Annotated in this window: 12 protein-coding genes; 6 read left to right on the plus strand and 6 right to left on the minus strand. The window is 70.6% G+C overall.

Features of this window, described 5'->3' with window-relative positions; genetic code table 11:
* The first annotated feature begins 23 nt into the window (after window positions 1-23).
* On the plus strand, window positions 24-1,610 hold the full coding sequence (locus ACIHAR_RS06275; RefSeq protein ID WP_365470866.1) for a Na+/H+ antiporter: 1,587 nt from the start codon (window positions 24-26) through the stop codon (window positions 1,608-1,610).
* Between the two features lie 108 nt (window positions 1,611-1,718).
* Entirely contained in the window at window positions 1,719-2,459 is a 741-nt protein-coding gene (locus ACIHAR_RS06280; RefSeq protein WP_365470863.1) for an SDR family oxidoreductase, read from the plus strand.
* 3 nt (window positions 2,460-2,462) lie between these two features.
* Here the strand turns inward: ACIHAR_RS06280 and ACIHAR_RS06285 are convergent, their stop codons facing one another.
* A complete protein-coding gene (locus ACIHAR_RS06285; RefSeq protein WP_400017308.1) occupies window positions 2,463-3,581 on the minus strand; it encodes a mechanosensitive ion channel family protein in 1,119 nt (372 codons plus the stop codon).
* A gap of 122 nt (window positions 3,582-3,703) precedes the next feature.
* Between ACIHAR_RS06285 and ACIHAR_RS06290 the strand changes: the two genes are divergently transcribed.
* Complete coding sequence (locus ACIHAR_RS06290; protein WP_365470857.1) at window positions 3,704-4,276, plus strand: dienelactone hydrolase family protein; 573 nt, start codon at window positions 3,704-3,706, stop codon at window positions 4,274-4,276.
* Between the two features lie 3 nt (window positions 4,277-4,279).
* Here ACIHAR_RS06290 and ACIHAR_RS06295 read toward each other — a convergent pair whose 3' ends face one another.
* The 4 genes from ACIHAR_RS06295 to ACIHAR_RS06310 all read right to left on the minus strand — a co-directional run bounded on the left by ACIHAR_RS06295 (window position 4,280) and on the right by ACIHAR_RS06310 (window position 9,188).
* A complete protein-coding gene (locus tag ACIHAR_RS06295; RefSeq protein ID WP_400017311.1) occupies window positions 4,280-5,962 on the minus strand; it encodes an alkaline phosphatase D family protein in 1,683 nt (560 codons plus the stop codon).
* A 147-nt stretch (window positions 5,963-6,109) separates the two neighbouring features.
* Window positions 6,110-6,922, minus strand: a complete 813-nt coding sequence (locus ACIHAR_RS06300) for a thioredoxin domain-containing protein (RefSeq protein WP_365470852.1) — start codon at window positions 6,920-6,922, stop codon at window positions 6,110-6,112.
* Between the two features lie 144 nt (window positions 6,923-7,066).
* On the minus strand, window positions 7,067-7,762 hold the full coding sequence (locus ACIHAR_RS06305; protein ID WP_400017313.1) for a hypothetical protein: 696 nt from the start codon (window positions 7,760-7,762) through the stop codon (window positions 7,067-7,069).
* Window positions 7,763-7,847: 85 nt separating this feature from the next.
* Window positions 7,848-9,188 carry a DUF2252 domain-containing protein gene (locus ACIHAR_RS06310; RefSeq protein WP_365470846.1) on the minus strand — a complete coding sequence of 447 codons (1,341 nt, stop codon included), beginning with the start codon at window positions 9,186-9,188 and terminating at the stop codon, window positions 7,848-7,850.
* A gap of 204 nt (window positions 9,189-9,392) precedes the next feature.
* Between ACIHAR_RS06310 and dnaE the strand changes: the two genes are divergently transcribed.
* Window positions 9,393-12,932 (plus strand): DNA polymerase III subunit alpha, encoded by a 3,540-nt coding sequence (dnaE, locus tag ACIHAR_RS06315; protein ID WP_400017316.1) that lies wholly within the window; start codon window positions 9,393-9,395, stop codon window positions 12,930-12,932.
* Between the two features lie 120 nt (window positions 12,933-13,052).
* Here dnaE and ACIHAR_RS06320 read toward each other — a convergent pair whose 3' ends face one another.
* Entirely contained in the window at window positions 13,053-13,220 is a 168-nt protein-coding gene (locus ACIHAR_RS06320; protein WP_365472527.1) for a hypothetical protein, read from the minus strand.
* A 223-nt stretch (window positions 13,221-13,443) separates the two neighbouring features.
* Here ACIHAR_RS06320 and ACIHAR_RS06325 point away from each other — a divergent pair, with 223 nt between their 5' ends.
* Window positions 13,444-14,664, plus strand: a complete 1,221-nt coding sequence (locus ACIHAR_RS06325) for an NYN domain-containing protein (RefSeq protein ID WP_365472524.1) — start codon at window positions 13,444-13,446, stop codon at window positions 14,662-14,664.
* A gap of 108 nt (window positions 14,665-14,772) precedes the next feature.
* On the plus strand, window positions 14,773-15,747 hold the full coding sequence (locus ACIHAR_RS06330) for an ABC transporter ATP-binding protein (RefSeq protein WP_365472521.1): 975 nt from the start codon (window positions 14,773-14,775) through the stop codon (window positions 15,745-15,747).
* Window positions 15,748-15,755: the final 8 nt, after the last annotated feature.

Here is a 15,755-nt window from a genome sequence, read left to right on the forward strand (position 1 = left end):
GTCGTACCCCCGGAGCACTGACCGTGGATCAGCTGGCCCTGCTGTTCGTCCTCTTGCTCGGGGCCGTGGTGAGCGTTCCGCTCGGAGACCGGTGGGGGGTGCCCGCGCCGGTCCTGATGACCCTGCTCGGGATCGTGCTCGCGGTCCTCGACTTCGTGCCCGACGTGGACATCCCGCCCGACCTCATCCTTCCGCTGCTGCTGCCGCCCCTGCTGTACGCGGCGGTCCGGCGGACCTCCTGGCGGCAGTTCACGGCGAACAAGCGGCCGATCTTCCTGCTCGCCGTGGCGCTGGTCTTCGTCACGATGGCGTGCGTGGCCGCCGTCGCCCACGCGATCGTGCCGGGGCTGCCGATCGCGGCGGCCTTCGCGCTCGGGGCACTCGTCGCGCCGCCCGACCCGGTGGCCGCCACCGCCGTGGCCGGACAGCTCGGACTGCCCCGCCGGCTGGTGTCCATCCTGGAGGGCGAGGGGCTGTTCAACGACGTCACCGCCATCGTGCTGTACCACGTGGCCATCACCGCGGCCGTGAGCGGGAGTTTCTCGCCGTGGGGGGCGGGGCTGGACCTGGTGCAGTCCGCCGTGGTGGCCGTGGCGGTCGGGCTCGTCCTGGGGTGGGGCGCCAACAAGCTGATGGACCTGCTCGGGGACGCCACCCTGCAGATCGGGCTGACCCTGCTCGTGCCCTACGCCTCCTACGTGCTCGCGGAGGAGTTCCACGGGTCCGGCGTACTGGCCGTGCTCACCACCGCGCTGTTCCTCGCCGAGTACGCCACCGATCCCGACGACGTGATGACCCGGCTCGCCGGACACACCTTCTGGGACATCGTCGACACGCTGGTCACCGGGGTCGCGTTCGGGCTGATCGGGCTGGAACTGCACAACGCGATCCGGACGGCGTCCGGGCGGTGGGGGGAGATGCTGGGGTGGGCGGCGGCGGTGGTCGGAGTCGTCGTGCTGGTACGGCTGTTGTACCTGCTGCCGGCCACCTGGCTCACCAAGCGGATGCACGCCAGGCGGGACCACGACGAGGACATCCCGATGACCTGGCGGGAGACCGTCGTGATGTGGTGGTCGGGGATGCGGGGAGTGGCCTCGGTGGCGCTGGCGCTCGCCATCCCGCTGAAGACCGAGGAGGGGGCGCCTTTCCCGGACCGGGACGAGATCGTGTTCATCGCGTTCGGGGTGATCATCGCCACGCTGGTGCTGCAGGGGCTGACTCTGCCCTGGCTGGTGAGGCGGCTCGGGGTGCAGGCGGACACGGACCGGGAGAAGGCGTTCGAGCGGGAGCTGGCCGTGCGGGCGGCGACGGCGGCGAAGCGGCGGCTGCGGGAGATCGAGGCCGAGGAGGAGCTGCCGGAGGAGTTGTCCGAGCAGATGGTGCGGCGGGCGTTCGACATCGGTCTGCGGATCAGTCCGGACATCGGGGAGGACGAGCGGCGGGAGGCGCACGAGCAGCGGGTGCGGAGGCTGAAGCGGGTGCGGCGGATCCAGGGGGAGATGCTGAGCGCCGCGCGGCACGAGATGGTGGCGGCGCGCAGTGAGCCGGGGGCGGATCCGGAGATCGTGGACCGGGTGCTCCGGCACCTGGACGTGCGCAGTCTGCGGTGACGGTGGCGGAGGCCGGTGTCACGCCGTTGGCGGCTTTCCGTGTGAGGCGTTGGTGCCGGGTCGGTAAACGCGGGGCTTCTGCCGTGTCTCCCTCGTAGGGTCGACGGCATGGCACGCAACGTAGTCATCAGTGGTGGAGGAACGGGCATCGGACTCGCCGCGGCGCGGGTCTTCGCGGCCCACGGCGATCAAGTGCTGCTGCTGGGGCGGCGGCGGGAGGTGCTGGAGAAGGCCAGGGTGGACGGAGCGCTCACCTACGCCGCGGACCTCGGCGAGCCGGACGAGGTGCGACAGGTCGCCCTGTTCGTCGAGGAGACCCTCGGGACGGTGGACGTCCTCGTCCACGGCGCCGGAGGCAACGGGCAACGGGAGCCGCAGCCCGACAGCGACGATCCCCTCGACCTCGTCGCCCACCACTGGACCGTGAACTTCCGGATCAACACCCTCACCGCGGCCCTGCTCACGGAGGCGCTCAAGCAACGGCTGGCCACGCCCGGCGGGCGGGTGCTCTTCCTCAGCTCGATCGCCGCCTACCGGGGGTCCGGCAGCGGGGCGTACGGCGGCGCCAAGGCCGCGCTGCATCCCTACGCCCACGACCTGGCACGGGAGTTGGGGCCCCGCGGCATCACCGTCAACGTCGTCGCGCCCGGGTACGTCGAGGACACCGAGTTCTTCGGCGGGGCGATCGACGAGGCGCGGCGGGAGCGGCTCGTGGGGGAAACGGCGAACGGGCGCGCCGGGACGCCCGGGGATGTCGCCGCCACCCTCCACTGGCTGGCCTCCCCGGACGCCGGGCACATCACCTCGCAGGTCGTACAGGTCAACGGTGGCGCCGAGCGCGGGCGCTGAGGGTCAGCGGTCCACGCGGGGCGACTCGTGGGCGCGGCGCTGGCGCGGGGTCCTCCCGTCGGGGGACGGGAAGCCGTTCGGCCGGCCCGGCGGCAGCAGCGCGTCCGCGGTGTTGACGCGGGGCAGCGCGTACGGGTGCTCCTCGCACAGCCAGCGGATCATCCGCTCGCGCACCGTGACCCGGGCCGTCCAGATGTCGTCGGCGTCCTTGGCGGTCACCAGGGCCCTGACCTGCATGGTGTTGGGGGTGGTGTCCGTGACGTCGAGGCCGTAGGCACGGCCGTCCCAGGCCGGGCACTCGCGCAGGATGTCGCGGAGCTTCTCGCGCATCGCGTCCAGCGGCGCCGAGTGGTCCACGTGCCAGTAGACGATGCCCGTCATCTGGGGCGTGCCGCGCGACCAGTTCTCGAACGGCTTGGAGGTGAAGTACGAGACCGGCATCGTGATCCGGCGCTCGTCCCAGGTCCGCACGGTCAGGAAGGTCAGTGTGATCTCCTCGACCGTGCCCCACTCGCCGTCCACCACCACGGTGTCCCCGATGCGCACCATGTCCCCGAAGGCGATCTGCAGCCCGGCGAACATGTTGCTGAGCGTGGACTGCGCGGCGACACCGGCGACGATGCCGAGGATGCCGGCCGAGGCCAGCAGCGAGGCGCCCGCCGCACGGAACGTGGGAAACGTCAGCAGCATCGCCGCCACCGCCACCACACCGACGATCGCGGAGACCACCCGCATGATCAGCGACACCTGGGTGCGCACTCGCCGCACCCGGGCCGCGTCGCGGTGGACGCGCGCGTACCGGCTGTAGGAGGTCTCCACCACGGCGGCGGCGATCCGGATCACCAGCCAGGCGGCCGCGCCGATCAGCACCAGCGTGAGCGTGCGGCCGATGGCGACCTTGTGGTCCTGCAACAGCTCCGCCTGGTCGTACGACCCTCTCAGCATCGCCGCGCACAGCACGAGCTGGTACGGGATGCGGCCACGGCGCAGCAGCCCCCACAGGGGAGTCTCCGGGTGACGTCGGTCGGCCTGGGTCAGCAGTCGGTCGGTGGCCCAGCCGATGAACAACGTCAGCAGGACCGCGCCACCGACCACGATCAATGGGCGGAGTAGGTTCTCCATGCCTTCGAACGTAACCGGGTCTGCCGGGTCATGAACATGTGCCTTCTGTGAAGAGGCACACGCGCGGTGGTGCGGAGCCCGGCTGGTGTGGTGTTGTCGGTGCCGGCTGGCACCATGGCCCCATGAACATCATGCTCTTCCATTCGACCTATGGACTGCGCCCCGCGGTGCGCGCGGCGGCGGACCGGCTGCGCGCCGCCGGGCACGAGGTGTGGACGCCGGACCTCTTCGAGGGGCGCACGTTCGACACGGTCGAGGAGGGCACGGCCCACAAGGAGGAGATCGGCAAGGACGAACTGCTGAAGCGGGCCGTCCTGGCCGCCGCCCCCTACTCGGAGAGAGGCCTGGTGTACGCCGGGTTCTCGTTCGGCGCGTCCGTGGCGCAGACCCTCGCCCTCGGCGACGACAAGGCCCGTGGCCTGCTGCTCCTGCACGGCACCTCCGACCTCGCGCCGAACGTCTCGGTGGACGAGCTGCCGGTGCAGCTGCACGTCGCCGAACCGGATCCCTTCGAGACCGACGACTGGCTGAGCGCCTGGTACCTGCAGATGGGAAGAGCGGGCGCCGACGTGGAGATCTACCGGTACGCCGGGGCCGGTCACCTGTACACCGACCCCGACCTGCCGGACTACGACGAGGAGGCCGCCGAGGCCACCTGGCGGGTGGCGCTCGGCTTCCTCGACACCCTCCGGTGACCGTCAGACGGGGTCGTAGGTCCGCTCCACCTTCTGCGTGCCGCTGCGCGTGCGGTACGAACGCCACCAGGACGAGGCCGCGTCGGCCCTCGTGCGGTCGGAGACGACGTAGTAGTCCATCTGCGCCCGGTCGGCGGTGATGTCCAGGACGCCGTAACCGTGCCGGTCGGTGTCGACCCAGTGGACGTGGCGGTTGGCGGCCCTGATGACCGGGGCGGCGAGCGCGGAGACCGTGCCCTCGGGGACCTTGACCATGTCGTCGAGGTTGTCGGAGGTCACCGAGGTGACCACGAACTCCGTGGCGGCGGAGGCGGACAGCGGGTAGGTGCCGGCGTCCACGGGCACGTCGTTGGCCCACGCCATGTGGATGTCGCCGGTGAGGAACACGGTATTGCGGATGGCGTTCGACCGCAGGTGGGCGAGCAGTTCGCGGCGGTCGTCCGTGTAGCCGTCCCACTGGTCGGTGTTGAGGGCGAGGCCCTCCTGGGGCAGGCCGAGCAGCTTGGCGAGCGGCTTGAGCAGGTCGGCGGAGAGCGAGCCGATGGCGAACGGCGAGATCATGACCGAGTTGCCGACCAACCGCCAGGTGGTGTCCGAGGCCTTCAACCCGGCCTTGAGCCAGTCGAGCTGCGCGCGTCCGGTGAGCGTGCGGTCCGGGTCGTCGACCTCTCCGTCGCCGACGGAGACCTGCTGCGAGCGGAAGGAGCGCAGGTCCAGCAGGGAGAGGTCGGCGAGCCTGCCGAAGCGCAGACGGCGGTAGGTGGTGCCGGCGAGCGCCGGGCGGACCGGCATCCACTCGAAGTAGGCCTGCTTGGCGGCCGCCTGACGGGCCGCCCAGGTGCTCTCCGCGCCCTCCGTGTGGTTCTCCGCGCCGCCCGACCACGCGTCGTTGGCTATCTCGTGGTCGTCCCAGATCGCGATGACCGGCGCCTTCGCGTGCAGGGCCTGGAGGTCGGCGTCCGTCTTGTACCTGCCGTGGCGGGTGCGGTAGTCGGCGAGGGTGAGGATCTCGTGCGTGGGCGCGTGCTGCCGTACGACGGTGCCGCGCGTGCCGTACTGGCCGGTGCCGTACTCGTAGATGTAGTCGCCGAGGTGCAGCCAGGCGTCGAGGTCGCCGCGGGCGGCGAGATGGCGGTACGAGGAGAAGTAGCCCGCCTCCCAGTTGGCGCAGGAGACCACGCCGAAGCGGAGGTTGGCCACCGACGCGTCCGCCGCCGGCGCGGTGCGGGTACGCGCCACCCGAGAGTCGGTTCCGCCGGCCGAGAAGCGGAACCAGTAGTCGGTGGCCGGACGCAGGCCGCGCACATCGGCCTTGACGGTGTGGTCGGAGGCGGCGGTGGCGGTGACGGAACCCTTGGCCACGATGGTGGTCAGCGCCTTGTCCTCGGCGACGACCCACTCGACCTCGGTGTCCGGGCCGAGTCCGGAGCCGGGTGTCGCCTCGGCGGTGGGCGTCACCCGGGTCCACAGCAGGACGCCGTCGGGCAGCGGGTCGCCGGAGGCGACGCCGTGCAGGAAGGCCGGGGCCTCCTCGGCGGCACGGGCGGGCAGGGCGGCGGTGAGCGGTCCGGCCAGGGCCGCGGTGGCGGCTGCGGCCTTGACGACCGTACGGCGGCGCGGGGCAAGCGGGTTGGCGCGGCCCGGCAGCGCGTGCGTGCTCTCTGTTGATCTGTATCGACTGGTCACGGGCGATCAGATTACTGACCAGTACGACAAAGAGCGGGCGAACTGACAAAAGTTCGCCCGCTCTTCGGATCGGCGTCGGATCGGACCCCGGCCGGACGGCGGACCTGACCCGGTCGCGACCGGCCGGGAACCGGACCTGACCCGGGGTCAGGCCTTGAGGGCCGCCTCGACCGCGGTGTTGAAGTCGGCGACCGTCATCGGCGCGTTCTTGCCGTTGGGACCGGTCAGCGCCTTGCCGTCCATCTTCAGCGTCGGGGTGCCCGACACTCCGCTGTCGTCGAACGTCTCGGACATCTCCAGCGCCCACTTGTCGAACGTGCCGTCCTTGACGGCGTTCTGGAACTTCGTGTTGCCCTTCAGCGCGGAGACCGTGTCCGCGACCTTGATCAGATAGCTGTCGTCCTTGAACTTGTCGTCGGACTCCTCGGGGTGCCACTTCGCCGAGTACAGCGCGGTCTTGTACTCGAGGAACGCCTCGGGGCCGACGTTCAGGGCCGCGCCCAGGGCGCTCAGCGCGTTCCTGGAACCCTCGCCCGTCAGGCTCCGGTCGAGGAAGGTGGCGCCGACGAACTGGATCTTGTACTTGCCGGCGTCGTAGTCCGCCTTCAGCGTCGCGCCGACGGTCTGCTCGAACTGCGCGCAGACCGGGCAGCGCGGGTCCTCGTACATCACGAGGGTCTTCTTGGCGGTGCTCTTGCCGATGACGACGGTCGTGCCGTTCTCGCCGGTGGTGTTGGCCGGCTTGACCAGCTTGGCCTTCGCGGCCTCCTCCCAGTAGCCGGGCTGGTTGGCCTGGACGACGGCGTACCCTATGCCGCCGGCCGCCGCCAGCACGCCGACCACCGAGCAGGCCACGATGACCTGCCGCTTGATCTTGGCCTTCTTGGCCTGGCGCTCACGCTCGAGGCGCAGCCGCTCCCGGGCCGCCGTCTTCGCCGCCTGGCTGTTCCGCTTGCTCATGTGGGTGTTCTCCATGGGGGACGCGCACAGGAGTGCGCTGAATACGTGTGTGGACTGTTCGTGCTCAGAGGTCGTCGACGCGCCGCCGGAGGCGGCTCGACACGGGGTCACTCGAGGTGAGGGCGCCGCTCGACGCGGGGCCGCTCAGCCGAGGGCGGCGGCCAGGCTCGGCGGTCCACGCCGTCCCAGGGAGTGCACGAGGATCCGGTCGCGGACGGCGACCGCGCGGCGCGTGGCCCGCGGCAGGCGGCCGGTCGCCGGGGCGCGTCGCACGGTCACGGCGGCGACGGCCAGCATGAGCGGCCGGAACGTGGTCGCGGCGGCCGCCCGCAGCAGCTGGGCCAGGGCCCGCTCGCCCCGGCGCAGCCAGGCGGCGGCGACGAGCCCGACGGAGACATGGGCGCCGAGCAGCAGCCAGGCGGTGGCCGGGTCGGCGTGGGCGAGCAGGCCACCGAGCTTGTCGGGGTCGGTGCCGGTGACCTGGGCCAGCGGTGTGCCGACCTTGGTGCCGTCGCCGCACAGCACGTCCCAGCCCACCGAGGCCAGCGGGCCGGCGACCGGGCCGCCCACCCGGCCGTAGCAGACGTGCTGGCCGGTGGTGAAGATCGTGTCGGCCGCCAGCTCCAGCGGGATCAGCAGGGCGGCGATCCGGCCGAAGCCGCACTCGCGGCCCGCGAGGGCGTACGCGAGGACGAACACGGCGGCCGCGACGGCGGCCACCGTGTTGAGCGGCAGCGGGGCCCGGGACAGCAGGACGTGCGACGCGGTGCTGAGCGTCACGACGAAGGCCGTGAACAGCGCCGCGCGTACGGCTCTGAGTCGGGTCCCGGATATGTCCATAGCGGAGGAAGTGTGTCACGCGCTCCTGTAAGAGACCCCTAAAGGGTCCCTGTGCGAGCTCTATTCGTTACGGATCCCCGGCCCGTCACAGACCCGGGATCCGGCCGTTGCGGAAGAGGTCGACGAAGATCTGGTGGTCCGCACGCGCGCGTGCGCCGTAGGTGTGCGCGAAGTCCACCAGCAGGGGCGCGAAGCCCTCCTCGTCGGCGGCGATGGCCGCGTCGATGGCCCGCTCGGTGGAGAAGGGCACCAGGGACTCGCCGGAGGTGTCGTCCGCCGCCGCGTGCATCGCGGCCGTGGCCCTGCCGAGGTCGGCGACGACCGCCGCGATCTCCTCCGGGTCGTCGATGTCGCCCCAGTCGAGGTCCACCGCGTACGGCGAGACCTCGGCGACCAGCTGGCCCGCGCCGTCCAGCTCGGTCCAGCCCAGCCACGGGTCGGCGTGCGCCTGCAGGGCGCGCTGGGAGATCACCGTGCGGTGGCCCTCGTGCTGGAAGTAGTCGCGGATCGCCTGGTCGGTGACGTGCCGGGAGACGGCGGGGGTCTGGGCCTGCTTGATGTAGATCACGACGTCGTTCTCCAGCGCGTCGCTGTGCCCCTCCAGCAGGATGTTGTACGACGGCAGGCCGGCGGAGCCGATGCCGATGCCCCGGCGGCCGACGACGTCCTTCACGCGGTAGGAGTCCGGGCGGGCCAGCGAGGTCTCCGGCAGCGTCTCCAGATAGCCGTCAAAGGCCGCCAGCACCTTGTAGCGGGTGGCCGCGTCCAGCTCGATGGAACCGCCGCCCGGCGCGAAACGGCGCTCGAAGTCGCGGATCTCCGTCATCGACTCCAGCAGCCCGAAACGGGTCAGGGAGCGGGCGTCGCGCAGCGCGTCCAGCAGCGGCCCCTGGGCGGTGTCCAGGGTGAAGGGCGGCACCTCGTCGTCCTTGGCGCCGGTGGCCAGCGCGTGGATCCGCTCGCGGTACGCGCCGGCGTACACCTCCACCAGGTCGGTGATCTGGCCGTCACCGAGCGCCTTCGCGTACCCGATGAGGGCGATCGAGGCGGAGAAGCGCTTGAGGTCCCAGGTGAAGGGGCCGACGTAGGCCTCGTCGAAGTCGTTGACGTTGAAGATCAGGCGGCCCGTGGCGTCCATGTACGTGCCGAAGTTCTCCGCGTGGAGGTCACCGTGGATCCACACGCGCGAGGTGCGCTCGTCCAGGAACGGCCCGCCCCGCCGTGCGCCGAACTCACCGCCCGCGGTCAGGTCGTGGTAGAAGAGGCACGCCGTCCCCCGGTAGAACGCGAACGCGGAGGCCGCCATCTTGCGGAACTTCACACGGAACGCGGCCGGGTCGGCGGCCAGGAGCGCGCCGAAGGCGGTGTCGAAGACGGCGAGGATCTCCTCGCCGCGAGGCTCGTCGTTGAGCTGCGGGACCGACATCGCGGGGTGCCTCCTGGTGCCTGACGTGTACGACAGCGTTTCTGTCGCGTCCAACGGGCGGGCGCGTGCGAAAGTGCCCGCACCCCCCGCTGTGAAGGTACGCGGGTGAGGCCTCCGGGTGTCAGTGCCGAGGCATAGACTTCGACGCTGACCCCCGGACTGTCCGCGCCCCTGTCGTCGAGTGTTTCCCTTGGAGGCCACGCCGTGTCGAAGCCGCCGTTCACGCACCTGCACGTCCACACCCAGTACTCGCTGCTGGACGGTGCCGCGCGGCTGAAGGACATGTTCAACGCGTGCAACGAGATGGGCATGACGCACATCGCCATGTCCGACCACGGCAACCTCCACGGGGCGTACGACTTCTTCCACTCCGCGAAGAAGGCCGGAATCACCCCGATCATCGGGATCGAGGCGTATGTCGCGCCCGAGTCGCGGCGCAACAAGCGCAAGATCCAGTGGGGCCAGCCGCACCAGAAGAAGGACGACGTCTCCGGTTCGGGTGGTTACACCCACAAGACGATCTGGGCGGCGAACAAGACGGGTCTGCACAACCTCTTCCGGCTCTCCTCGGACGCGTACGCCGAGGGCTGGCTGCAGAAGTGGCCGCGCATGGACAAGGAGACCATCTCCCAGTGGTCGGAGGGGCTCATCGCCTCCACCGGCTGCCCCTCGGGCGAGCTCCAGACCCGGCTGCGCCTCGGCCAGTACGACGAGGCCCTCAAGGCCGCCGCCGACTACCAGGACATCTTCGGCAAGGACCGCTACTTCCTGGAGCTGATGGACCACGGCATCGAGATCGAGCGCCGCGTCCGCGACGGCCTCCTCGACATCGGCAGGAAGCTCGGCATCCCGCCCCTGGTGACGAACGACTCGCACTACACGTACGCGCACGAGGCGGGGGCGCACGACGCCCTGCTGTGCATCCAGACCGGCAAGAACCTCTCCGACCCCGACCGCTTCAAGTTCGACGGCACCGGCTACTACCTGAAGTCCACGGACGAGATGTACGCCATCGACTCCTCGGACGCCTGGCAGGAGGGCTGCCGCAACACGCTCCTGGTGGCCGAGCAGATCGACACCACGGGCATGTTCGAGAAGCGCGACCTGATGCCCAGGTTCGACATCCCGGAGGGCTACACCGAGGTCACCTGGTTCAAGGAGGAGGTCCGCCGCGGCATGGAGCGCCGCTTCCCCGGCGGCATCCCCGAGGACCGGCAGAAGCAGGTCGAGTACGAGATGGACGTCATCATCCAGATGGGGTTCCCGGGCTACTTCCTCGTCGTCGCCGACTTCATCATGTGGGCCAAGAACAACGGCATCGCCGTCGGCCCCGGCCGAGGCTCCGCGGCCGGCTCGATCGTCGCGTACGCCCTGGGCATCACCGACCTCGACCCGATCCCCCACGGTCTGATCTTCGAGCGGTTCCTCAACCCCGAGCGCGTCTCCATGCCGGATGTCGACATCGACTTCGACGAGCGCCGGCGCGTCGAGGTGATCCGGTACGTGACGGAGAAGTACGGCGCCGACAAGGTCGCCATGATCGGCACCTACGGCACCATCAAGGCCAAGAACGCGATCAAGGACTCCGCGCGCGTGCTGGGCTACCCGTACGCGATGGGCGACCGCATCACCAAGGCCATGCCCGCCGACGTCCTCGGCAAGGGCATCCCGCTCTCCGGCATCACCGACCCCAGCCACCCCCGCTACTCGGAGGCGGGCGAGGTCCGGTCGATGTACGAGAACGAACCGGACGTGAAGAAGGTCATCGACACCGCCCGCGGTGTGGAGGGCCTGGTCCGGCAGATGGGTGTGCACGCCGCCGGCGTGATCATGTCCAGCGAGACCATCACCGAGCACGTCCCGGTCTGGGTGAGGCACACCGACGGCGTGACCATCACCCAGTGGGACTACCCGAGCTGTGAGTCGCTCGGCCTGCTGAAGATGGACTTCCTGGGCCTGCGCAACCTCACGATCATGGACGACGCCGTCAAGATGGTGAAGGCCAACAAGGGGATCGACATCGACCTCCTCGGCCTCCCGCTCGACGACCCCACGACCTTCGAACTGCTGCAGCGCGGCGACACCCTCGGCGTCTTCCAGTTCGATGGCGGCCCCATGCGCTCCCTGCTGCGCCTGATGAAGCCGGACAACTTCGAAGACATCTCCGCCGTGTCGGCCCTGTACCGCCCGGGCCCGATGGGCATGAACTCCCACACGAACTACGCCCTGCGCAAGAACGGGCAGCAGGAGATCACGCCGATCCACCCCGAGCTGGAGGCGCCGCTCAAGGAGGTCCTGGACGTCACCTACGGCCTGATCGTCTACCAGGAGCAGGTGCAGAAGGCCGCCCAGATCATCGCCGGCTACTCGCTCGGCGAGGCCGACATCCTGCGCCGCGTGATGGGCAAGAAGAAGCCCGACGAACTGGCCAAGAACTTCACCATCTTCCAGGCCGGCGCCCAGAAGAACGGCTACAGCGACGAGGCCATCCAGGCCCTGTGGGACGTGCTGGTCCCCTTCGCCGGCTACGCCTTCAACAAGGCCCACTCCGCCGCGTACGGACTGGTCTCGTACTGGACCGCCTACCTCAAGGCCAACCACCCCGCCGAGTACATGGCCGCCCTGCTGACGTCCGTCAAGGACGACAAGGACAAGTCGGCGATCTACCTCAACGAGTGCCGCCGCATGGGCATCCGGGTGCTGCCGCCGAACGTCAACGAGTCCGAGGCGAACTTCGCCGCGCAGGGCGACGACGTGATCCTCTTCGGCCTCTCCGCCGTGCGCAACGTCGGCACCAACGTCGTCGAGTCGATCATCAAGACCCGCAAGGCGAAGGGGAAGTACACGTCCTTCCCCGACTACCTCGACAAGGTCGAGGCGGTGGTCTGCAACAAGCGGACCACGGAATCCCTGATCAAGGCCGGCGCCTTCGACTCGATGGGCCACACCCGCAAGGGGCTGACGGCCCAGTACGAGCCGATGATCGACAACGTGGTCGCGGTCAAGCGCAAGGAGGCCGAGGGACAGTTCGACCTCTTCGGCGGCATGGGCGAGGAGCAGACCAGCGAACCCGGCTTCGGCCTCGACGTCGAGTTCACGGCCGACGAGTGGGAGAAGACGTACCTCCTCGCGCAGGAGCGCGAGATGCTCGGTCTGTACGTCTCGGACCACCCGCTCTTCGGCCTGGAGCACGTGCTGTCCGACAAGGCCGACGCGGGTATCGCCCAGCTCACCGGAGGTGAGCACGCGGACGGTGCGGTGGTCACCATCGGCGGCATCATCTCGGGCCTCCAGCGCAAGATGACCAAGCAGGGCAATGCCTGGGCGATCGCCACCGTCGAGGATCTGGCCGGCTCCATCGAGTGCATGTTCTTCCCGGCGACCTACCAGCTGGTGTCCACCCAACTCGTCGAGGACGCCGTGGTGTTCGTCAAGGGCCGCCTCGACAAGCGGGAGGACGTGCCGCGCCTGGTCGCGATGGAGCTGATGGTCCCGGACCTGTCCGCCGCGGGCACCAACGCGCCCGTGATCCTGACCATCCCGGCCATGAAGGTGACCCCGCCGATGGTCAGCCGCCTCGGCGAGATCCTCACCCACCACAAGGGCGACAGCGAGGTCCGCATCAAGCTCCAGGGCCCGACCCGGACGACCGTGCTGCGGCTGGACCGGCACCGGGTCAAGCCCGACCCGGCGCTGTTCGGCGACCTCAAGGTGCTGCTCGGGCCGTCCTGCCTGGCGGGCTGAGCCGAGGACGCGGGCCGGGCGCAGGGCGCTTGACGCCCGGTGAGGAAACACATGAGGGGCGCACCCCACTCGGGTGCGCCCCTCGGCATGCGCCGGGCTCAAGCGCCCTTGACGCGGATGCTAGTTGTGGCCGAAGCGCTTGCCGCGGCTCTTGCCGCGGGCGGCGTCACCGGCCGTCACCTGGGTCACGTGCTGCTCGTCCTGGGGTTCCATCGTGGACGGCTGGGCCGTCTGCGGGGTGCGCTCGGCGTGCGGCTGCTTACGGTCACGGTTCTTGTTCTTGGCCATGGGGATCTGCCTCCTGTTGGGGGTCTAGGGGCCAGGGCCGGGATCAGATTCACATAGGCTGACTCAAGGCGCATTTCGGATAATTACCCTGTGTGACAGGCTTGTCGGGGCGCACGGCCCCGAAACGCCACGCCGAAGATCGAGTTCCGGCCGTTAACCCCCGCGCAGTCGGGCAGACTCGAAGCAAGCCCGAAGCAAACCTCCCAGGAAGAGGGTGAGTCGTGTGGACCGCTGCATCGTCCTGGTGGACGCCGGGTATCTGCTGGGGGCCGCCGCGAGTCTCCTCGCAGGAGAGCCGTCGCGGTCCCGGATCACCGTCGACCACTCCGCCCTCGTCCAGGGTCTGCGGGAACAGGCCGAGTCCGACACGGAACGGCCCCTGCTGCGCATCTACTGGTTCGACGGCGCCCCCGACCGCGTCCCCCAACCCGAGCACCGCAGGCTGCGCGTGATGCCCCGGGTCACCGTCCGCCTGGGCGCCCTGACCCGCAGCGACGGCCGTTGGGCGCAGAAGGGCGTCGACGCCGCCATGCACGCCGAACTCACCGAACTGGCACGCAACCGCGCCTGCTCCGACGTCGTCCTCGTCACCGGCGACGGCGACCTGCTGCCCGGCATGATGGCCGCCAAGGAGCACGGCGTCGCCGTCCACCTGTGGGCCGTCCAGGCCGCCGACGGCGACTACAACCAGTCCGAGGACCTGGTCGCCGAGGCCGACGAGCGGCGCGTCCTGGACCGTACGTGGATCACCAAGGCCGTCCGCGCCAAGGACCTCGGCGGGGTCTGCGCGCCACCGCCCGCACCCCGGCCCGAGATCGCCGCGATCCTCTCCGCGCCGCTGCCCGACTCGGCGCTCGGCCCCGCCGCCGAGCGGAGGACCGAGGAGAGGGAGCACACCCCCGCTCCCTCGGCCGACGGCGACGCCCCGCAGGAGCGGGTCCCCGCCCCCAAGGGCGTCCCCACCCCCAAGGACCTCGCCGCGCTGCGCGCGCCCGGCGCCCACGCCGTCCAGCACCCCTCGACCGCCACCCTGCGCTGGTCCTCCGACAAAGGCTGGGTCGACCGGCCCGGCGTCGCCGCCGAGCCCTCCGAGGCCGCCTCGATGCCCACGCTCGCCCAGCTCACCACCGCCGAGCAGCGGTGGGCGGACCGCGAGGAGGACATCACCACCGTCGGCGGCGACCCGTACGAGGTCGGGCAGGTCTTCGCCCGGCGGTGGATGGAACGGCTCGGCGACCAGAACCACCTGCAGAAGCTGTCCGGGATGTATCCGCGCATCCCGCACCGCATCGACGGCGAGCTGCTGCGCTACGCGGCCCGCTTCGGGCTGCTCGCACACAAGGACGACCAGATCGACGAGCACGACCGCTACGCCATTCGGGCGGGCTTCTGGCGCGAGATCGACGTCCGGACGGCGGCGGAGCACGCCCCCGCGGGGGACTGAACCGGGCACTCGGGACGCCCCCGACGGCAAGCGGGGGTCGCCGACCCCGTAGTCTCGTCCCTTGTGAATACGCGCGCGGCACCGACCACTCGGCACAGGGACGAGGTCGTGTGTGCCGTGCGCGGCCTGACCAAGACCTATCCGGCGGTGCGCGCCCGGCGCGGCACCCCCGCGACACCCGAGGTGCGCGCCACCGACGACGTACGGCTCGACGTCCGCCGCGGTGAGATCTTCGGGCTGCTCGGCCCGAACGGCGCCGGCAAATCCACCCTGGTCCGGCAGGTGACCGGGCTGATGCGGCCCGACACGGGCAGCGTGGAGATCCTCGGACACGACATCGTGCGCCACCCGGAACGGGCCGCGCGCATCCTCGCCTACCTCGGCCAGGAGTCCACCGCCCTGGACGACCTCACGGTCTCCCTCGCCGCCGAGACCACCGGACGCCTGCGGGGTCTCGACGTACGGCAGGCGCGCCGCGAGCGGGACGCGGTCCTGGACGAGCTCGGACTGACCCCGCTCGCCGGGCGGCCGCTGCGGAAGCTGTCCGGCGGACAGCGGCGGCTGGCCTGCTTCGCGACCGCGCTGGTGGGGGAGCGGCCCCTGCTGGTGCTGGACGAGCCGACCACCGGCATGGATCCCGTCGCACGGCGGGCCGTGTGGAGCGCCGTGGACCGGCGGCGGGCGGAGCGCGGGACGACCGTGCTCCTCGTCACCCACAACGTCATCGAGGCCGAGACCGTGCTCGACCGGGTCGCGGTCCTCGACAAGGGGCGGGTCATCGCCTGCGACACACCCGCGGGGCTCAAGGAGCAGGTCGCGGGCGAGGTGCGAGTGGAGCTGGTGTGGCGGGAGCGGGCGCCGCTGGACGTGCCCGAGGTCGCCGCGCTGCGCGAGCGGGCCGTGGAGTCCGGCCGCCGGTGGACCCTGCGGCTGGCCCCCGAGGAGGCCCGCGCGGTCGTCGCGACCGTCACCGGCGGGGCCGCCTTCTCGGCCCTGGACGACTTCACGCTGGCCACCCCGAGCCTGGAGGACGTCTACCTGGCACTGGGCGGCGCGGCTCGGCAGGGACTGGTGAGGGTTTGAGCAGCGCA

The sequence above is a fragment of the Streptomyces sp. NPDC052016 genome (assembly GCF_044548445.1).
In the GTDB taxonomy this organism is placed as follows: Bacteria; Actinomycetota; Actinomycetes; order Streptomycetales; family Streptomycetaceae; genus Streptomyces.